Consider the following 19,247-nt stretch of genomic DNA (forward strand, 5'->3'; position numbering starts at 1 on the left):
GTAGCTCGGATGCAATCCGGTATTTACGGTGCTAACGGCATAAACCGCTCCCGGATTTCATCCGGGCTACGGCCTCATTTTATGGACGGCAGCGTTCGGCAATAGCAGGCGTCATGGTGGGCGAAAACGGCGTCGTCCACCCTAGATGGTCAGTCAGGGGGGGGGCTCAGGGCAGCAGGTAGTTTTTCACCCCGGTAAAGATGATCTGCGCCGCCAGCGCGCAGACAAACAGGCCCATCAAACGACTGACAATCTGCAAGCCTTGATCGCCGAGCAGGCGCTCAAACTGGTTGGATAAATACAGCACCACACCCACGGTGAAACTGGCCAGGGCGATGGCCAGCACGGCCACGGCCTTGTCACTCCATTCCGGCTGGCTGGCACCCATCAGCAACAGCGCGCCGATGGTGCCGGGGCCAACGGTGAGGGGGATGGTCAGCGGCACGATGGTCACGTCCTGCTGCACGTTATCGCTCTGCACCGCCGATTTACCTTGAGCCATGCCAAGGGCTGAAATAAACAGCACGCTGCCAGCCCCGATGCGGAAGGCATCAATGGTGATGCCGAACAGGGTAAAGATGTGCTTGCCGAACAGGTACAGCAGTACGCTGGCGATCAGCACGCCGAGGGCGACCTTCCAGGCCAGGCGCTTGCGCTCTTTAACCGTGTAACCACGGCTTAGGCCGATAAAGCACGACAGCACGAAGAACGGGCTGTAGAGCACCAACAGTTTCAAATAAAGGCTAAACAGCGCGGACGCCATGGAAAGGACTCATTTCGGTGTAAAGAAGGCAGGTTAAGCGCGCCGCCGATGCCGGGCAATTAACCTGATCAGGATGGCAGTGCGTCGCGTTGACGGCGGATTTCTCGTTCGGCGACCCAGTGTTCGATCAACTCGCGCAGTTGCGACATTTCCACCGGTTTGGACATGTGCCCATCCATACCGGCCAAGCGTGCGCGCTCTTTGTGCTCGGTGAGAATGTGCGCGGTGAGCGCCACCACCGGCGTGCGTGGGCGCTGTTCGGCAGCCTCCCAGGCCCGCAGCTGCTCTGTGGCGGAGAAGCCGTCAAGCACTGGCATTTCACAGTCCATCAGCACCAGATCATAGGCTTGCGCCTTTATCGCGCTGAGGGCTTCTTCGCCGTTGCTGGCGGTGTCCGGCTGAATGTTGAGCTTGCCGAGCATGCCGCGAATCACCTTGGTGGAAATGGTGTTGTCTTCGGCCACCAGAATGCGGAAGTCGCTTGGCACATTCAGTGGGGTACTCGGCGGCGCCGGGTTGAACATCGGCGAGTCACCCTTGCCGCGCTGGGCCAGTTCATCGGCCAGGGTGGTTTTCAGCGTGTAGCCGGCCACCGGTTTGGCCAGGATGCGTTTGATCCCGGCGTTGCGCGCGATGATCTTGCTCGGCGCATTGCTGATACCGGTGAGCATGATCACCAGAATGTCATGGTTAAGGTTAGCGTCTTCCTTGATTCGCGCGGCCAGTTGCATGCCGGTCATGCCGGGCATGTCCTGATCGAGCAGCACGGCATCGAAGTATTCGCGCAAATGCGCTTTGGTGCGCAGCAGGGCCATGGCCTCTTTGCCTGAGGGAACGGCGCTGACTTGCATACCCCAGGCGCTGCATTGCTGCACCAGCACTTTGCGGCAGGTGTCGTTGTCGTCCACCACAAGCAGGCGTGCGCCCTGCAGCGATGCGTCGAGGTCTGCGGTGGGTTGCTCAAGACGCGAGGCGTCCAGCGGCAAGGTCAACCAAAGGGTCGAACCCTGGCTGCCACCGCTTTGAATGCCGAACTCGCCTTCCATCAGGCGCACCAGCTGACGGGCGATGATCAGGCCCAGACGCCCACCCAGTTTGGTGGCAGCGAGGAAGTCTTTGCTGTGCAACTCGGCATTCAGCAACGCGTCACGCTCGCTGGCATCTAACGGCTTGCCGCTGTCCTGCACGGCGATGCGCAGGCGCGGTTGCTCGCCGCTGGTGTCGAGGGCGACGACCAAGAGGATTTCGCCTTCGTCAGTCTGCTTGAAGGCGTTATCCAGCAGGCTGAGCAATGTTTGCCGCAGGCGCGTGGGGTCGCCACTGATCACCCGTGGCACCTGCGGCTGCATGAAGCTGATCAGTTCGACTTTTTGCTGTTCGGCCTTGGCGCGGAAGATGTCCAGGCAGTCTTCGATCAGCGCATTGAGGTCAAACTGCACGTCATCCAGCTCGATTTGTCCGGATTCGAGCTTGGAGATGTCGAGGATTTCATTAATCAGCGTCAGCAGTTCATTGCCGGAGCTGTGGATGGTCTGCACGTAGTCGCGCTGTTTGGCCGAGAGCGGCGTGCCGAGCAGCAACTCGGTCATGCCTAGTACGCCATTCATCGGTGTGCGAATTTCATGGCTGATTTTGGCCAGAAACTCGGCCTTGGCCTTGAGTTCAGCGGAGCTGGCCGCCAGGGCGCGGCTGGTGCTGAACTGGCTCTGCATGATGCGGCGTTGGCGCTCACTCAATGCCATGCTGAGCATAAAACCGCTGACCGTGCTGACCGCAATCAAGCCATAGACCAACCATTCTGATTGCACTGCCCAGTAGCCAAACAGCACCGGCAAGGCAAAAACAAACGCAATACAGAACACCAGAATGGCCAGGCTGAACAAGCCTGCTGGCGGATAGCCGTGTCGCCAGTGGGTTAGCGAGACCATCAGGATGCTGATCGCCACAACGACATTGAGCAGGTAAACCAACTGGTTGAACTGCAGGTTGGTCGCCACCAGCAAGGCGACACACACCAGCCCGAGGATGACGATTTCGGCGCTCAGCAGATGATTGAGCGGTGTGCTGGGGCAAACGTTACGGAAGAAGCTGGCGGTAAAAAACAGGGCGCAAATACCGGTGAGCAGCATCGACAGGTTGGCGATTTGTGGCTGAAAGCTGTGCCATTCGTTCAGCCAAGGGGTACTGATACCGAGCAAGCTGACCACTGCGGTCAATTGGCAGACCTGCGTCACCGCCAACCACAGTCCACTGGCCGCGCGGGTGTAGAAAAAGCGCACAAGGTTGTAGGTCACCATCATGCCCAGGCAGCCGAGCAACAGGCCAAACAGCAGCGGCCGGTTATCGTCTGCGGCCATCAGTTGCGCGCTTTGCAGGGTAATGCTGGGGCGCAGCGCCTGTTCGGAGGCCAGGCGCATGTAGATATCCAGCGGTTCTTCGGCACTCGGCAGGGGCAGCAGGTAGTCGCGGCTCGCCAGCGGTCGTGTGGCGAAAGGTAGGCTGCTGCCAGTCTGTGCCTGGTCAATCAGCTCATCACCGCGCAATACAAAGAGATCGAGATAAGCCAGGTAGGGCGCGAAGATACGCAGCATCTGCGGGTCGCTACTGGCGGGGATGCGGTAATGCAGCCACAGCGCGTGAGTACCGCCGGGGGTGTATAGCTGTTTGAGGTCTATCGGCTGGAATGCTGCGCACCGCTCAGGGCTCAGCACATCATCCAGTTGCAGCGTGGCCGACGGGTCGACAAAACCTGACCAGCCTGCTTCAGCCTCGGCTTGGGCAGTGCCCAGTGCAAGCATCAGCAGCGTGCTGCAGAGCAGGTGAATGGCGATCCTCAGCCGGGGCACAGTGACATCCCTTCGATAATAAGTGGTCGGATTATAGCCAAGCTGTTCGTACGGTTAATATGACAAAGGTGGCCATTTGGCCACCCTTGTCGTTTTTACCTTTTATTTCTCTCACTTATTACCGCGTTCGCGGGCAATGGCGCGGTAGCCAATGTCATGGCGGTAGAAACTACCGTCCCAGCGAATTTTTTTGGCCAGTCGATACGCCTGTTGTTGCGCTTCTTCCACGGTGCGACCGATGGCGGTGGCGCACAGCACGCGTCCACCCGCAGTGACGATTTGGCCATCTTTCAGGGCAGTACCCGCATGGAAGACTTTACCTTCCAATTGCGCAGCGGCGTCCAAGCCCTCGATCACATCACCTTTGGCGTAATCGGCCGGGTAACCGCCAGCGGCGATCACCACGCCGACTGTCGGACGCGGGTCCCAGGTGGCTTCAACTTTATCCAGCGCCTTGGCCAGCGCAGCTTCAACCAGCAGCACCAGAGAGGACTCCAGGCGGCACATGATCGGCTGGGTTTCCGGGTCGCCGAAGCGGCAGTTGAACTCAATCACCTTCGGCTTGCCGGCAGTGTCGATCATCAACCCGGCGTACAGGAATCCGGTGTAGACGTTGCCTTCGCTGGCCATGCCGCGCACGGTTGGGTAGATCACTTCGTCCATCACGCGCTGGTGCACGTCCGCCGTGACCACCGGCGCTGGCGAGTAAGCGCCCATGCCGCCGGTATTAGGGCCAGTGTCGCCATCGCCGACGCGTTTGTGGTCCTGGCTGGTGGCCATGGGCAGCACGTTTTCACCATCAACCATGACGATAAAGCTGGCTTCTTCGCCGTCGAGGAACTCCTCGATCACTACGCGCGAACCGGCTTCGCCAAAAGCGTTGCCGGCGAGCATATCGCGTACGGCGTCTTCGGCTTCTTGCAGAGTCATGGCGACGATCACGCCTTTACCGGCGGCCAGGCCGTCGGCCTTGATCACGATTGGCGCGCCGACCTTTTGCAGGTAAGCCAGGGCCGGCTCGACTTCGGTGAAGTTCTGGTAGTCGGCGGTCGGAATCGCGTGGCGGGCGAGGAAGTCTTTGGTAAAGGCCTTGGAGCCTTCCAGCTGCGCGGCTGCGGCAGTAGGACCGAAGATGTCCAGCTTGCGCGTGCGGAACAGGTCGACCACGCCTTTCACCAGCGGCGCTTCTGGGCCGACGATGGTCAGCTGTACATTCTTCTCGGCGAAGTCGGCAAGCTGCTCAATGGCCAGCACGTCGATGGCGACGTTCTCGCACTTGGGCTCAACGGCAGTGCCGGCGTTACCGGGCGCGACAAAAACTTTAGTGACGCGCTTGTCTTGCGCCACTTTCCAGGCCAAGGCGTGTTCACGACCGCCGCTGCCGATGATCAATACGTTCATGGGGTATCTCCTGACCGTAGCCCGGATGCAATCCGGGGCTTTTGAGTGGGGTGTTCCCGGGTTTCACCCGGGCTACGACTGCTGGTGGATAAGAAAAGCGTTATCCACCCTACGAAAAGCTGCATTCGAGGTCGCGATGAAGCCGGTAGATGCAAGGCACCCTGGGTTTCGACAAGCGGCAACACAGCAGATGCCGGTTTCAGTGCGGTCGATTTTAGTGCCTAAAGTGACGCATGCCGGTGAAGACCATGGCGATACCTGCTTCGTCGGCGGCGGCAATCACTTCCGCATCGCGCATCGAGCCGCCCGGCTGAATCACAGCCGTGATGCCATTGGCAGCGGCGTTATCCAGGCCGTCGCGGAACGGGAAGAAGGCGTCGCTGGCCATCACTGAACCGGCGACTTGCAGGCCGGCGTGCTCAGCTTTGATCGCGGCGATACGCGCGGAGTTGACGCGGCTCATTTGGCCTGCGCCGACACCGATGGTCTGGCGGTTCTTTGCGTAGACGATGGCGTTGGATTTAACGAACTTGGCCACTTTCCAGGCGAAGATCAGGTCATGGATTTCCTGCTCGCTCGGCGCGCGCTGGGTGACGATCTTCAGGTCTTCTGCCTTGATCATGCCGATGTCGCGGCTCTGCACCAGCAGACCGCCGTTGACGCGTTTGAAGTCCCAGCCGCTGGAGCGCTCAGCTGTCCATTCGCCGCATTCGAGCAGGCGTACGTTAGCTTTTGCGGCGACCACTTCACGGGCGGCGGCGCTGATTGTTGGCGCGATGATTACTTCAACGAACTGACGCTCGACAATCGCTTGAGCGGTGGCAGCGTCCAGCTCACGGTTGAAGGCAATGATGCCGCCGAAGGCTGATTCGGTGTCGGTGGCGTAGGCCAGCTCATAGGCCTGTCGGATGCCGCCTTCTTCGTCGGTGGCCACGGCCACGCCGCACGGGTTGGCGTGCTTGACGATCACGCAAGCAGGCTTAACGAAGCTCTTCACACATTCCAGCGCGGCGTCAGTGTCAGCCACGTTATTGAACGACAGTTCCTTGCCCTGCAATTGCACGGCAGTGGAGACGCTGGCTTCGCCTTTTTCTGCTTCTACGTAGAACGCCGCGCTCTGGTGCGGGTTCTCGCCGTAGCGCATTTCTTGCGCCTTGATGAACTGGCTGTTGAAGGTGCGCGGGAACACGCCGCGTTCTTCGGTGCTCAAGGTGTCGCGGCTTTGGTCGATGGTGCCCAGGTAGTTGGCGATCATGCCGTCGTAGGCTGCGGTGTGTTCGAAGGCTTTCAGGGCCAGGTCGAAGCGCTGGGCGTAGCTCAGGCCTCCGGCTTTGAGGCTTTCGACGATGCCAGCGTAGTCGCCAGCGTTGACCACGATGGCCACGTCTTTGTGGTTTTTTGCCGCGGAGCGGACCATGGTCGGGCCGCCGATGTCGATGTTCTCGATGGCGTCGGCCAGGTCGCAGCCAGGCTTGGCTACAGTGGCGGCGAACGGGTAGAGGTTGACCGCCACCAGATCGATTGGCTTGATGCCGTGCGCGTCCATCACTGCACCGTCGATGGCGCGACGGCCAAGGATGCCGCCGTGGATTTTTGGGTGCAGGGTCTTGACGCGACCGTCCATCATTTCCGGGAAGCCGGTGTAATCGGCCACTTCCACAGCAGCAATGCCGTTGTCCTTGAGCAGCTTGTAAGTGCCGCCCGTGGAGAGGATTTCCACGTTGAGGGCGACGAGCTCGCGGGCAAACTCAAGGATGCCGGTTTTGTCAGAAACACTGATCAAGGCACGGCGAACGGGGAGGCGGGTGGTCTGGTCGGTCATTTCAGCGTCCATCAGAGCGGAAGTATCGGCAACGGAGTTATCAGCAAAAAAGGCGGCTTATGTGGGCCGCCCTTTTCGGGAGTTTGGGGTTACAGCAGGTCGTACTGCTTGAGCTTCTTGCGCAGGGTGCCGCGATTCAGGCCGAGCAGCTCGGAAGCCTTGGTCTGGTTGCCCTTGACGTAGTTCATCACGGTTTCCAGCAGCGGTGCTTCCACTTCAGTAAGCACTAGGTTGTAGACGTCGCTGACGTCTGCGCCTTCAAGGTGGGCGAAGTAGTTGTGCAGGGCTTTCTCAACACTGCCGCGTAGGGTTTGCCCCTCTTCGCTTGGCGTATTGAGGTGCTGCTTCAAGCTGCTGTTGTCACTTACGGGAGCCATGTCACTTCCTAAAGTCTCGGTCAACATCGTCATGCGGCCACCCCTTCTCCATTATTGTTACGCTCGCTGAAAAAACCGCGAACGTTGGCGCATTGCGCGTCCGTACTGTCCAGACGATTGAATTGGGCGCGAAAATCCTTGGCGCCCGGCAAGGTTGCGAGATACCAACTGACATGTTTGCGGGCAATCCGCACGCCCATCACATCGCCATAGAAGGCGTGCAGGGCTGTCAGGTGTTCAAGCAGAATTTGTTCCACTTCATTGAGTGTGGGTGCGGGCAGTTGTTCGCCGGTGCGCAGGTAATGCTCAATCTCGCGGAAGATCCACGGCCGGCCTTGTGCCGCGCGGCCGATCAACAAACCGTCTGCGCCAGTGGCGGCGAGCACTGCTTTGGCTTTTTGCGGCGAGTCGATGTCGCCATTGGCCAGCACCGGGATCGACACGGCCTGCTTGATGGCGGCGATGGTCTCGTACTCGGCGTCACCGGTGTACAGATCGGCGCGGGTGCGTCCGTGTACCGCCAGCGCCACAATGCCAGCCTCTTCGGCGATCTTCGCCACGGTGATGCCGTTTTTATTTGAGCGGTCCCAGCCGGTGCGGATTTTTAGCGTGACCGGGACGTCTACAGCATCCACCACTGCGTGAAGAATATCGTGTACCAGTTGTTCATCTTTTAGCAGTGCAGAACCGGCGGCCTTGTTGCAGACCTTTTTGGCCGGGCAGCCCATGTTGATGTCGATGATCTGCGCGCCCATCTCAACATTACGCCGCGCCGCTTCGGCGAGCATGTCGGGATCACCGCCGGCGATCTGCACCGAACGGGGCTCGGGATCACCGCTGTGCATCATACGCAGGCTCGACTTGCGCGTGTTCCACAGTCGCACATCGCTGGTGACCATTTCCGATACCACCAAGCCCGCGCCCATACGCTTGCACAGCTGTCGAAACGGCTGATCAGTGACGCCCGCCATAGGAGCGAGGATCAGCGAGTTTGGCAATGTATAGGGGCCGATGCGTAGCGCCGACATAGGGCTTCCCTGCTCAAGAGACGTGCTGTTGAGCGCATAGGAGAGTGCGAAAAAGGGTGGGCATGATACCCGCTCTGGGTATCGGGAGAAAGGTCGTTTTGAACAAATTCTGAACAGTTGTTGGCTTATCGCGAAGGGTTTGGTTGGGCGTGCTTTGCCAGGCAATTCGCCGCTTGTGGGTTATTCCGGCGAGTGGAAACTGAGGCTGTAGTTGATCGCCTGTGGGCCCGGATCAAGGATGTCCAGAGAGATGTGGATAGGCGTCTGCGGCGGCATTTCAGCATTGCCGGCCAGCTCGCCGGCGAGGTATTCGCTGGGTTTGAAGCGTCGACTGGCAAGCAGTTGGCCGTTGATATCGGCGAAGCGCATTTCCAGCAACGGGAAGGGTTGTGAGAAGGGCGCGCGGTTGTAGAGGATGGCGTCGACCACCAGGGCGCCACTGAATTCGGGGTGGCTGCGCACCACCAGGTTACTGCTTTTAACCTGGGCGATATCAACCTTGGACGGCAGTTGGCAGCCGATGGCAGGGCATATCTGCTCAAACCAGGGGCGGTACTGATCCTGCCGTGCCAGCTGGTCAAAGTGGTACATCACGTATTGGCCTGCCAGTGCTGCTGCGGCCAGCAGGTTCAGCAAGCCCCAGCCGAGCCAGCGCCCCCAAGGCTTGCTGGGCTTTTGCCAATCCAGTTGCAGGGGTTCATCGTCCAGTTCAAACAGGCGCTCGTCGCGTACGGCGGGTTCGCGTCGTGCGGGCTTGGCAGCCGCTGGAGGCTCATCGTCCGGATCGTCCGTCAGCGCTGAAAAAGGCGTGCGCTCAGCGTGAAGTTCAATATGTTCGATTTCAGGCTCGGGCGTTACGGTGCGGCGATCGCTGATGCTGAGGTCTAGCGGCGGTTCAGCGCTCAGTGCGGCGTGAGTGTCGAGCGCGCGGACATTTACTTCCGGCTCGCGTGCGGTCAGTGGGCGAGCTGGGCTGGCTGAGCGCGCATCAACGGGTGCTGCTGGTTTGGCCGGCTCGTCTTGCAGCAGCGCTTCAGCCCAGCGCTCATCAAGCGGGTCACGTTCCTCGGGTTCGGCCAGAAGAAACCCGTCGCGCTGTTGGGGTGCGCGCTCAATCGCCAAAAACTGCTTGGACAGTTGCTGCTCCTGCGCTTCGAGCTTGGCCAGCTCTTCGTCCAGATCAAGGCTGTCGAGATCCAGATCGTCATGGATCCACAGCGTTTCGCCGCCAGCCGGCTTATTGGTCTGAGGCTGAGCAGGTAAGACTTGACCGCCAGCAGTGGCGGCCAGAATGTTGGGTGCAGGTGCAGGTGCAGGTGCAGGTGCAGGTGCAGGTGCAGGTGCAGGTGCAGGTGCAGGTGCAGGTGCAGGTGCAGGTGCAGGGTGCAGGTCTGGTCGGTATGGCTGCAGCGGGTTTGCTTGGCGTAACCGGCGCAGTGGGTAGCGTATGACCCTGTTCACGCAGCTGTTGTGCGGCGTTGAATACGTTGAGGCAAGCTCCGCAGCGCACCGCACCATGCGCGGCACCCAGCTGCGTGATGTTCACGCGAAAGCTGGTGCGGCAATGGGGGCACTGGGTGACGAAGCTCTGGGTCATGCGGCGGTCCGGCTGAACAAGGCGGCTAGTCTAACGCAACTGCTTGTGATTGCAGCACCGTTGGTGTTCAGCGGCGTACACCGCTGATGCGTACCCAGCCATCTTTGTCGGCGGTGGGGTCGAGGATAAAGGCGTCGTCGTAGGCGGCGCGCACCTCTTCAGCCTGTTCGGCGAGAATCCCCGACAGCGCCAGGCGCCCGCCGGGTTTAACCAGGCCAGTGATTTGCGGGGCCAGCGCCACCAGTGGGCCGGCGAGGATATTGGCCACCACCACGTCGGCGGGTTGTTGTGGCATGTCTTCAGGCAGATAAAGCGGGAAGCGCGCGTCGTCGATGCCATTGCGCTGGGCATTGTCGCGCGAGGCCTCGATGGCCTGAATATCGATATCGGTGCCGACGGCCTGGGGCGCGCCGAGCAGCAGGGCGGCAATCGCCAGAATGCCCGAGCCGCAACCGAAGTCGATCACGCTGCAATCCTGCAGGGGTTGGCCGTCCAGCCACTCCAGGCACAGTGCGGTGGTCGGGTGAGTGCCGGTGCCAAAGGCCAGGCCCGGGTCGAGCAGCAGGTTGACGGCGTCCGGCTCGGGTGCGGCGTGCCAGCTCGGCACAATCCACAGGCGCTGGCCGAAACGCATCGGCTCGAAGCCGTCCATCCAGCTGCGCTCCCAGTCCTGATCGGCGATCACTTCGGCGTGATGCTCCGGCAAGTCGGCGCCGGTCAGCAATTGCAGGTGGGCAAATACGGCGTTTTCGTCAGTATCGGCTTCGAACAGTGCAAGCAGGTGGGTGTGCGACCAGAGCGGCGTGGTGCCTAGATCCGGCTCGAAAATCGGCTGGTCTTCAGCGTCCATAAAGGTCACCGAAACGGCACCGACTTCCAGCAGTGCATCTTCGTAGGTTTCCGCCTGCTCCGGGGTAATGGCGAGACGGACTTGTAACCAGGGCATGGGGAAACCTCGTAAACACTGTGGCGGGACGCTGCAAATTGGCGCGCAGCTTACTTGAAGCGGTGGGGCGGCTGCCACCGCCGGTAGGTCGGAAACGACAAAGGCTGCCGAAGGGCAGCCTTTGTCAAAAACTTGAAGAATGACCTCGCGAGCTAGAGCGAGACAAGGAAAAAACAGCCGAGGAAGCGGAGTTTACGTCTGTAAATGAGCATTACTCGCTCCGCTCGCCCTTCGGGCCGCGCTAAAGCGCGTTAGCCGCAAGCGGCTGTCCGAGGCTGTTTTTGACGCAGTATCGCCGACGCGCAGCAGGTCATTGCGGTTTAGTGCTTATCCATACCCAGTTTCTTTTCTAGATAGTGGATATTCACGCCGCCTTTGCAGAAGCCTTTGTCACGGACCAGATCGCGGTGCAGTGGCACGTTTGTCTTGATGCCGTCGACGACGATCTCGTCCAGGGCGTTGCGCATGCGGGCCAGGGCCTCGTCGCGGTCTTTGCCGTAGGTGATGATCTTGCCGATCAACGAGTCGTAGTGCGGTGGCACGGTGTAGCCGCTGTACAGGTGCGAGTCAACGCGTACGCCGAAGCCGCCTGGGGCGTGGAAATGCTTGACCTTGCCGGGGCAGGGCATGAAGTTGTCCGGGTCTTCAGCGTTGATCCGGCACTCCAGTGCGTGGCCGAGCAGCTTCACGTCTTCCTGCTTGTACGACAGCGTGTTGCCAGCGGCGATGCTGAGCATCTCCTTGACGATGTCGATGCCGGTCACCATCTCGGTGACCGGGTGTTCGACCTGTACGCGCGTGTTCATCTCGATGAAGTAGAAGCGGCCGTCTTCATAAAGGAACTCGAAGGTGCCCGCGCCACGGTAGCCGATCTCGATACAGGCATCGACGCAGCGCTGCAGCACTTCGGCGCGAGCCTTGGGGTCGATCTGCGGGGCCGGGGCTTCTTCCAATACCTTCTGGTGGCGGCGCTGCAAAGAGCAATCGCGGTCATACAGATGGATGGCGTTGCCCTGACCGTCGGAGAGTACCTGAACTTCCACGTGACGCGGATTGCCGAGGAATTTCTCCAGGTAGACCATCGGGTTACCGAATACCGAACCGGCTTCACTGCGGGTCAGTTTGGCCGACTTGATCAGGTCTTCTTCCTTGTACACCACGCGCATGCCGCGACCACCGCCGCCGCCAGCGGCTTTGATGATCACCGGGTAACCGACTTCGCGGGCGATTTGCAGGGCGGTTTCTTCGTCTTCCGGCAGTGGGCCGTCGGAGCCAGGCACCACCGGCACGCCAGCTTTGATCATGGCGTGCTTGGCCGAAACCTTGTCACCCATCAGGCGAATGGTGTCGGCTTTCGGGCCGATAAAGGCGAAACCGGAGTTCTCCACTTGCTCGGCAAAGTCGGCATTTTCCGCAAGAAAGCCGTAGCCCGGGTGAATAGCCGTGGCACCGGTGACTTCAGCGGCGCTGATGATCGCCGGGATATTCAAGTAAGACAGCGCGCCGGCAGCCGGGCCGATGCACACCGATTCGTCGGCCAGGCCCAGGTGCATCAGTTCACGGTCGGCGGTGGAATGCACCGCGACGGTCTTGATGCCCAACTCTTTGCACGCGCGCAAGATGCGCAGGGCAATCTCGCCGCGGTTGGCGATCAGCACTTTTTCCAACATCGCAGGCTCTCCGAGAATCAAACGATGGTGAAAAGAGGTTGATCGTATTCCACCGGCTGGCCGTTTTCGCCCAGGATGGATTCGATCACGCCGCTGGTCTCGGCCTCGATGTGGTTCATCATCTTCATCGCTTCAACGATGCAGAGGATGTCGCCTTTCTTCACGCTCGAACCCACTTCAACGAAGTTGCCCGAGGTTGGGCCGGACGCGCGGTAGAAGGTGCCTACCATCGGCGAACGCACTACAGTGCCATTCAGCTTGGCAGCAGCTGGCGCAGCGGCGGTTTCGGCAGCGGCAGGTGCGGCAGCAACCGGCGCAGCAGCAGGTGCTGGTGCCTGTGCGTACATCGGCTGTTGCATAAAGGCCGGCTGCTTGCTGTGGCGGCTGATGCGCACTGACTCTTCGCCTTCGCGAATCTCCAGCTCGTCGATGCCGGATTCTTCCAGCAGCTCGATCAGTTTTTTGACTTTACGAATATCCATAGTGGTTCAACTCCCGGTGAGGTCAGGGGCGCTTAAGTTCAAGTTGTTCGATTGCAGCCTCCAGGGCCAGCCGATAACCGCTGGCGCCAAGGCCGCAGATCACTCCCACCGCTACATCGGAAAAGTAGGAGTGATGGCGGAAAGCTTCGCGTTTGTGCACGTTGGACAAATGCACTTCGATGAATGGGATGCTCACTGCCAGCAATGCGTCACGTAATGCGACGCTGGTGTGAGTAAAAGCGGCAGGATTGATCAGAATAAAGTCGATACCTTCGTCTTTCGCCGCATGAATGCGGTCGATCAACTCGTATTCGGCATTGCTCTGCAGGTACTGCAAGTGGTGGCCGGCTTCACGGGCGCGGCGCTCCAGGTCGAGGTTGATCTGTTCCAGGGTGACGGCACCATAAACCCCCGGCTCGCGGGTGCCGAGCAGGTTGAGATTGGGGCCGTGCAGTACCAGAAAGGTCGCCATGATCCATGTTCCTTATTTTTCACTGCGCAGGACTATGCCGCGACAGCGCGGGGCTGTCCAGTTATCGGCAGTAGTCGACACGATGACCGCTGTTTGCGGCAAATATATGACTCGGGTGGTTAGAAGCGTTCCCGTGCGGCACTCAGGCGAGCCGCAAAGGTTGCCGCATCCACTTCGCCGACGACTCGCAGGTCCAGCCATTCTTCGCCCTTGCCATCAAACAACTGGATAGCGGGTGGGCCGAACAGTTGGTAGCGGTCGAGCAGGGTGCGTTGCGCTGCGTTGCTTTCGGTGATGTCGAACCGGACCAGTTGATAGTCGCCCAGTTGACGGGTGACCTGCGGCGCGTTGAGCACTTCGCGCTCAATGACTTTGCAACTGATACACCAGTCGGCGTACCAGTCGAGTAGCAGGGGTGTGCCGTTGCTCTGCGCATTACGCAGGGCGGCATCCAGTTCGGCGGGGGTACTGACGGTTAGCCACTGGCTGGATTTCACCGGCGTGGCTTCGGCATTACTGACGATTTGGCCGAGCGGTCGCATGGGGTCTTCATGGCCCTGCAAGGCACCGACCCAGGCCACCAGCGCATAGACCAGCAGCGGCAGGCCGAGCAGTTGCGCGAGTTTTTGATGGTGGGTTTTCGGCGTTAGCTCCAGCACCCCGAGCCACAGCGCCACACCGGCGGCCAACAGCCCCCATAGCGCCAGGCTGACCGGGCCGGGTACGACGCGCTCCAGCAACCAGATGGCCACACCCATCAGTAGTGCGCCGAACAGGTTACGCACGGTGAGCATCCAAGGGCCGGATTTGGGCAGTAATGCGCCGCCACCGACGGCAAACAGCACCAGCGGTGTACCCATGCCCAGGCCGAGTGCCAAGAGTTTGAGGCCGCCACCCAAGGCATCGCCACTGGCGCTGATGTACAGCAGCGCACCCGCCAGCGGTGCGGAAACGCAGGGTGAAACCAGCACGCTGGACAGCACACCCAATGACGCTGCACTGAGAATCGTGCCGCCTTTAAGCCGCTGGGTCAGGCGTTGTAAGCGGTCGTCGAGGGCCGCGGGTAGGCGCAGCTCAAGAAAGCCCAGGCTGGCCGCGCCAAACAGGGCGAAGAAAATCGCAAAAGGCACCAGTACCCACGGTGATTGCAGGCGTGCTTGCAGGTTCAGTTCTGCGCCGAACAGGCCCATCAGTGCGCCGAGTGTGGCGAAGCTCAGGGCCATCGGCAGCACGTAAGCCAGCGACAGCGCCAGGCTACGCAGTCCGCCCGGCTGGCCGCGCAGCACCACGCCACTGAGAATCGGCAGCATCGGTAACACGCAAGGGGTGAAAGTCAGCGCCAGACCGCCGAGGAAGAACAACGCCAGATCCGCCCAGCTCCACTGGGTTACCGTCGTTTGCGTGGCGCTGTTGCTCGGTGCGCCGCCGCCAATCGGCAATTCCTGGGTTTCCGGTGGGTAGCACAAGCCTTTGTCAGCGCAGCCCTGATAGCTGACGGCGAGATTGAACGGGCGGTTTTGCGGATTATCGAGCGGTATGTCCACATCCAGCACACCGTAATACGCCTCGATGTCGCCAAAAAACTCATCGTGCTTAGCTTGTCCTGTTGGCAGGACGGCTTGGCCCAGGCTGATATCGGACGGTTCGCTGCTGAAGCTGAACCGATGGCGATATAGGTAGTAGCCTTCGGCTGCCACAAAACGCAGTTTGATCGACTCGCTGGAGCTGCTGATTACGCTGAGTTTGAACGCCTCATGCACCGGCAGAAAATCAGCACTGTTATTCAGCGGCGCGCCAAACTGGGTCGGCACGGGCGGCTTGTCGAACAGGCTGGCGCTGGTCGGCAGCGCAATTAATAGCAGAAGTAGGCAGAGTAAACGGTGCATGGCGGGCTCGTAATGCGGGTGTCGGCGCATCATAGCGGAGGCCTGTGGCCGCGCGCATGCCTTAGCCTGTAAACGGTCTTGTCAGCAGGCCCGATGGTGCGCGGCAGATTGCCGCGCAGCGCAATACTCAGACGCGAAACGCCTGCACGGCCGTATGCAATTGACCGCCGAGTTGCAGCAACTGCTCGCCCTGCTTACGGCCTTCACCGATGTGCAGCAGATTGTCGCCGCCCAGGCTGTGGATGCGCTCGCTGTGCCCGCGAATCTCGCTGACGGCACCGCTTTGCTGGGCGGTGGCATCCGCAATGCGCTCGGCCATGCTGGCAATGGTGCGGATCGCGGCAACAATTTCGACGAGTGCGCCATCGGCGGCTTCGGCTTGGCTGGCAGTGGCTTCGGCGTGTTCCACTTGCGTGCGCATGGCCTGCACCGATTGCAGTGCGGCTTGCTGCAGGCGGCCAATCAGCTCTTGGATTTGTGCGGTGGCACCGCTGGTGCGCTGTGACAGCGAGCGCACTTCATCCGCTACCACGGCAAAACCGCGGCCTAACTCGCCGGCGCGGGCCGCTTCGATGGCCGCGTTGAGGGCCAACAGGTTGGTCTGTTCGGCGATGCCACGAATCACGGTCAGAACATTGCCGATCGTGGCGGTTTCTTCGGCCAGACGTTCGATGGCTTGGGCATTGTTTTGCACTTTATCAACCAGTTCATGCAGGCCGGTCAGGCTGTGTCCGATCACCTGTTGGCCGTGCTCAACCGCGCGGTTGGCGTCACGGCTGGCGTCGGCGGCCTGGCTGGCATCGCCGGCCACTTGATGGATGGTGGCTTGCAACTCACCCAAGGCGTCGCGGATCTGCGCGGTGTCACCCACCTGCCGCTCTGCGCCGTTGTGCAGCCCGCTACTCAGGTCCGCCAGGGTTCGGCTGGAGCCGACTACCTGCTCGGCGTGCTGGCGAATGGTGCCGACCAGATCGACCAAGTAAGCGCGCAGTCGATTGAGCGAGGATATCCGCTGCAAAGTCACCCTGGGCCCAGGTCGAGAGCGCCGGTGCGAGTTGGCTAAGTACCCGCGTCAGGCGGCGCTGCAGGGTGTCGATGATCAGGGCAATCAGCAGAATTAAGCCAATCATCAGGCCCAGAATCAGTTGTACTTCTGTCTGAATGCGCCCGTGCTCGGCGCGCACCAGCGGCTCCAGTGCAGCCAGAGCTTGCTGCACTTGATCGACTTGTTCGCGCGTGCTGCTGGCCAGTGTGCTGCGCTGCTCGATCAGGCCTCGGGTGCGTTGCAGCTCAGCGGGGTAGCGGCTGATCAGGTTGCTCAGGTCACGCTTGAGGGCGATGCCTTTGTCTTCTGCCTGGCTGGTTTCGCTGCTGGCATCCAGGCCCAAAAGGTCGGCAAAGGCGTTGGTGGATGAAGCGCTGGCGTCGGCAACCCCCAGCAGTGGCAAGTCGTTGAGCGTTTGCGCTTGCTTATTTAAGGCGGACAGTTCGCGTTCCACTTCGCCGGCCAGCTCGCCTCGGCCGCTACGCACCAGCTTGTCGCGGGCGTGGGCAAGGCGCGTCAGGTGTCTTGCGGCATTGAACAGTGGGCGACGATAGCTTTCTGCGGCGCTGCCTTGGCCCGTGTCGGCGTACTGCGCCAGCTGCTCCAGGGCGGCATCCATTTCGCGCTCGGCCTGTAACAGCAAGCCTTGCGGGTCGCCCGACAGCTTGCCGGCAGCCAGCAGTTCATTGGCCGTAAATGCACTGAGCTGCAACACGCTGGGGCGCAGATTGGTTGCCAGTTGCTCGGGCAGTTCGCTCAGCGCCTGCTCCAGGCTGCTTAGCGATTGCAGAGCAGCGCTGTGGCGCAGGGCGTCACCGCTGTCGAGATACGCGCTGATGTTGGTGGCCGCATTGCTTTGGAACTGCTGCGACAGATTCAGGTACTGGGTCATTACCTGATAAGGGCGCTCAAGGGCGCGTTGTGACCACCAGAGGGTGGCGGCCAGCGCCACGCAAACGGTCACCAGCAGCAAGGTATTGAGGTTGGTGATGAATTTCAGGCGCATAAGACTCAACCGGAAGAGAAACGGTGTGGGCCGCCGAGCGATTGCAGTGCGACCACTGAGTCTTTGAATTTATTGCTCTTTCGTGACGTTAATGTGACGGCGCGAGGTGCGTCACACTATTTTAGCCAAGCGGTCAGGTTATTCGTCTTGGTATATGGCCACTTGGTTGCGTCCGCCATGCTTGGCCACATACAGCGCCTGATCGGCCTGCTGCGACAGGAGTTTGCCGTCAAGGTGCGGTGCAAGCTGGGCAATGCCGCAACTGAACGTGCACGACAGGTCATGCGGCTGGGCTGAAAACTGGATTTCCGCAAAGCGCTGACGAATATCGTCAAGCACGCGGTTGGCTGCTGCTGCGTCGGTGTTGGGCATGACCACGGCAAACTCTTCGCCGCCGTAACGCCCAACATGATCACTCTTGCGCAGCCGCTGCTTGAGGAACAGCGCCAGGCTTTTGATGACGCGGTCGCCCATGGGGTGGCCATAGGTGTCGTTGACCTTCTTGAAAAAGTCGATGTCGATCATGGCAAAGCTCAGCGGTTGCCCGTCGCGTTCGGCGCGAAAGCGTGCATCTTCCAGCAACTGCAAGGTGTGGGTGTGGTTGTACAGGCCGGTCAGGCTGTCGCGCACCATGCGCGCGCGCAAGCTGCGGGCGCGGGAGGCGCGGTTGCGTACGGTGGCAATCAGGTGGCGCGGCTTGATTGGTTTGGTGAGGAAGTCGTCGCCGCCTTCGCTCATGGCATCAAGCTGTTTGTCCAAGTCATCTTCAGCGGACAGGTAAATGATCGGCACGCTGACATAGCGGTCGTTGTGACGGATCACCTGCGCCAGTTCCGGGCCATTGCACTCGGGCATGTACATATCGAGGATGATCAAATCCGGCTGGAAGTCGGCCAGGTGATTCATGGCCTCAATCGGCTCGATCAGCGTGCGCGTGACAATGCCTGCGCTATTGAGTACGCGCTCGGTGTGCGTGGCTTGGGCGCGCGAGTCGTCTACAATCAGTACTTTGTAAGGCTCGTATTGGGCGATATTGGTCAGCACCTCGATGCGCTCAAACAGGTTGGACGCATCCAGGCTGCCGCTGAAAAACTCACGCCCGCCTGCACGCACGGCGGCCAGTCGGGTCATGGTGTCGGTTTCTTCGGCACTAAAGAACAGCAGCGGAATTTTGTGCTCCAGGCCTTCCTGCACACTGTGCGCCAAATGCAGGCCGCAACCGGGGCCGGAAAAGTCGACTTCCATGACAATCGCGGCCGGGTGGCGCTGCTGAATGGCGTTACGAAAGGCGTTGGCGGTGTCCAAGGCAATGGCGTTCATGCCAAAGAATTCAAGGCGCTGCACCAGTTGTTCGGCGCGCTCCAGATGTTGCAATGCCAGATAAACCGGCTTGCGTAGGGGTGGCAGCAGCATCTGCTCAAATTTGTCGCCATGGCGCAGACCGGTGCGCGACAGGCGTTGCAGCAACTGATTGAGTTGGTTGATCAGCTCGCTATTGAGGCGGCCACGGTTATCAGCCACCCGTTGCAGGCACTCATCGATCTGTGTGGCCAGTTGGCTGTGTTCGGCTTGCTCGAAGCGTTCGGCGTAGCGCTGCAGCATTTGCGTAGCTTCACGCAACTCGCCCATGCCGGTTTCGTTCCACTCGCTGCGTTGCAGGCGTTGCCAAACTTCTAAAACCTGGCGTGCCTGATTTATTACGCGCTGGGCGAAGTGTTGTTTGAGGCGGTCGCGGCTGGGATCTTCGTGCTCGGTCATGGCCTGGGTTCGGTTGGACGTGGGTGCTGACAGATAATGGCGTAATGCTGGCAATGCTAACACTGGCAGAGGTCACTACGTTCGCCGTCGATCTATTGGCGTCGGCCTTTTGTCTAAGCTTTCACACAAACGGTAGCAGTAAAACCAT

General features: G+C 60.4%; 14 protein-coding genes and 1 pseudogene. All 15 read right to left on the reverse strand.

Features of this window, described 5'->3' with window-relative positions:
* Positions 1–166 precede the first annotated feature (166 nt).
* The gene (locus AUK77_RS14710; protein ID WP_296130961.1) at positions 167–763 is read right to left on the reverse strand and encodes a MarC family protein; all 597 of its coding nucleotides are present in this window, start codon (positions 761–763) and stop codon (positions 167–169) included.
* A 68-nt stretch (positions 764–831) separates the two neighbouring features.
* Positions 832–3,609 carry a hybrid sensor histidine kinase/response regulator gene (locus AUK77_RS14715; protein ID WP_296130963.1) on the reverse strand — a complete coding sequence of 926 codons (2,778 nt, stop codon included), beginning with the start codon at positions 3,607–3,609 and terminating at the stop codon, positions 832–834.
* Between the two features lie 111 nt (positions 3,610–3,720).
* On the reverse strand, positions 3,721–5,010 hold the full coding sequence (purD, locus tag AUK77_RS14720) for a phosphoribosylamine--glycine ligase (protein WP_296130968.1): 1,290 nt from the start codon (positions 5,008–5,010) through the stop codon (positions 3,721–3,723).
* Positions 5,011–5,224: 214 nt separating this feature from the next.
* On the reverse strand, positions 5,225–6,832 hold the full coding sequence (gene purH, locus AUK77_RS14725) for a bifunctional phosphoribosylaminoimidazolecarboxamide formyltransferase/IMP cyclohydrolase (RefSeq protein ID WP_296130970.1): 1,608 nt from the start codon (positions 6,830–6,832) through the stop codon (positions 5,225–5,227).
* A gap of 89 nt (positions 6,833–6,921) precedes the next feature.
* Positions 6,922–7,242: a DNA-binding transcriptional regulator Fis gene (gene fis / locus AUK77_RS14730; RefSeq protein WP_296130972.1), complete on the reverse strand. Its 321-nt coding sequence runs from the start codon at positions 7,240–7,242 to the stop codon at positions 6,922–6,924.
* Positions 7,239–8,237 carry a tRNA dihydrouridine synthase DusB gene (dusB, locus tag AUK77_RS14735; RefSeq protein WP_296130974.1) on the reverse strand — a complete coding sequence of 333 codons (999 nt, stop codon included), beginning with the start codon at positions 8,235–8,237 and terminating at the stop codon, positions 7,239–7,241. Before dusB ends, fis begins: the two co-directional genes overlap by 4 nt.
* 180 nt (positions 8,238–8,417) lie before the next feature.
* Entirely contained in the window at positions 8,418–9,530 is a 1,113-nt protein-coding gene (locus AUK77_RS14740) for a DUF3426 domain-containing protein (RefSeq protein WP_363079407.1), read from the reverse strand.
* Positions 9,475–9,834, reverse strand: coding sequence for an MJ0042-type zinc finger domain-containing protein (locus tag AUK77_RS18960; protein ID WP_363079403.1), 360 nt, complete (start codon positions 9,832–9,834; stop codon positions 9,475–9,477). The genes AUK77_RS14740 and AUK77_RS18960 overlap by 56 nt, the downstream gene beginning before the upstream one ends.
* Positions 9,835–9,901: 67 nt before the next feature.
* Positions 9,902–10,780: a 50S ribosomal protein L11 methyltransferase gene (gene prmA / locus AUK77_RS14745; RefSeq protein ID WP_296130977.1), complete on the reverse strand. Its 879-nt coding sequence runs from the start codon at positions 10,778–10,780 to the stop codon at positions 9,902–9,904.
* Between the two features lie 320 nt (positions 10,781–11,100).
* Entirely contained in the window at positions 11,101–12,450 is a 1,350-nt protein-coding gene (gene accC / locus AUK77_RS14750; RefSeq protein WP_296130979.1) for an acetyl-CoA carboxylase biotin carboxylase subunit, read from the reverse strand.
* 17 nt (positions 12,451–12,467) lie between these two features.
* Entirely contained in the window at positions 12,468–12,932 is a 465-nt protein-coding gene (gene accB, locus AUK77_RS14755; protein WP_296130982.1) for an acetyl-CoA carboxylase biotin carboxyl carrier protein, read from the reverse strand.
* Between the two features lie 22 nt (positions 12,933–12,954).
* Entirely contained in the window at positions 12,955–13,404 is a 450-nt protein-coding gene (gene aroQ, locus AUK77_RS14760; RefSeq protein WP_296130984.1) for a type II 3-dehydroquinate dehydratase, read from the reverse strand.
* A 119-nt stretch (positions 13,405–13,523) separates the two neighbouring features.
* Positions 13,524–15,290 (reverse strand): protein-disulfide reductase DsbD, encoded by a 1,767-nt coding sequence (locus tag AUK77_RS14765; RefSeq protein ID WP_296130987.1) that lies wholly within the window; start codon positions 15,288–15,290, stop codon positions 13,524–13,526.
* A 127-nt stretch (positions 15,291–15,417) separates the two neighbouring features.
* Positions 15,418–17,341 (reverse strand): annotated as a pseudogene (locus AUK77_RS14770) (methyl-accepting chemotaxis protein).
* Between the two features lie 138 nt (positions 17,342–17,479).
* Positions 17,480–19,099, reverse strand: a complete 1,620-nt coding sequence (locus AUK77_RS14775) for a PleD family two-component system response regulator (protein ID WP_296130990.1) — start codon at positions 19,097–19,099, stop codon at positions 17,480–17,482.
* Positions 19,100–19,247 lie beyond the last annotated feature (148 nt).

The sequence above is a fragment of the Pseudomonas sp. Ga0074129 genome, from assembly GCA_001465025.1.
Lineage (GTDB): Bacteria > Pseudomonadota > Gammaproteobacteria > Pseudomonadales > Pseudomonadaceae > Aquipseudomonas.

What these genes read in the sequence shown, in the direction of transcription:
- AUK77_RS14710 (WP_296130961.1), bottom strand. Translation starts at nt 763, where the DNA reads ATGGCGTCCGCGCTGTTTAGCCTTTATTTGAAACTGTTGGTGCTCTAC.
- purD (WP_296130968.1), bottom strand. Translation starts at nt 5,010, where the DNA reads ATGAACGTATTGATCATCGGCAGCGGCGGTCGTGAACACGCCTTGGCC.
- purH (WP_296130970.1), bottom strand. Translation starts at nt 6,832, where the DNA reads ATGACCGACCAGACCACCCGCCTCCCCGTTCGCCGTGCCTTGATCAGT.
- fis (WP_296130972.1), bottom strand. Translation starts at nt 7,242, where the DNA reads ATGACGATGTTGACCGAGACTTTAGGAAGTGACATGGCTCCCGTAAGT.
- dusB (WP_296130974.1), bottom strand. Translation starts at nt 8,237, where the DNA reads ATGTCGGCGCTACGCATCGGCCCCTATACATTGCCAAACTCGCTGATC.
- AUK77_RS18960 (WP_363079403.1), bottom strand. Translation starts at nt 9,834, where the DNA reads ATGACCCAGAGCTTCGTCACCCAGTGCCCCCATTGCCGCACCAGCTTT.
- prmA (WP_296130977.1), bottom strand. Translation starts at nt 10,780, where the DNA reads ATGCCCTGGTTACAAGTCCGTCTCGCCATTACCCCGGAGCAGGCGGAA.
- accC (WP_296130979.1), bottom strand. Translation starts at nt 12,450, where the DNA reads ATGTTGGAAAAAGTGCTGATCGCCAACCGCGGCGAGATTGCCCTGCGC.
- accB (WP_296130982.1), bottom strand. Translation starts at nt 12,932, where the DNA reads ATGGATATTCGTAAAGTCAAAAAACTGATCGAGCTGCTGGAAGAATCC.
- aroQ (WP_296130984.1), bottom strand. Translation starts at nt 13,404, where the DNA reads ATGGCGACCTTTCTGGTACTGCACGGCCCCAATCTCAACCTGCTCGGC.
- AUK77_RS14765 (WP_296130987.1), bottom strand. Translation starts at nt 15,290, where the DNA reads ATGCACCGTTTACTCTGCCTACTTCTGCTATTAATTGCGCTGCCGACC.
- AUK77_RS14775 (WP_296130990.1), bottom strand. Translation starts at nt 19,099, where the DNA reads ATGACCGAGCACGAAGATCCCAGCCGCGACCGCCTCAAACAACACTTC.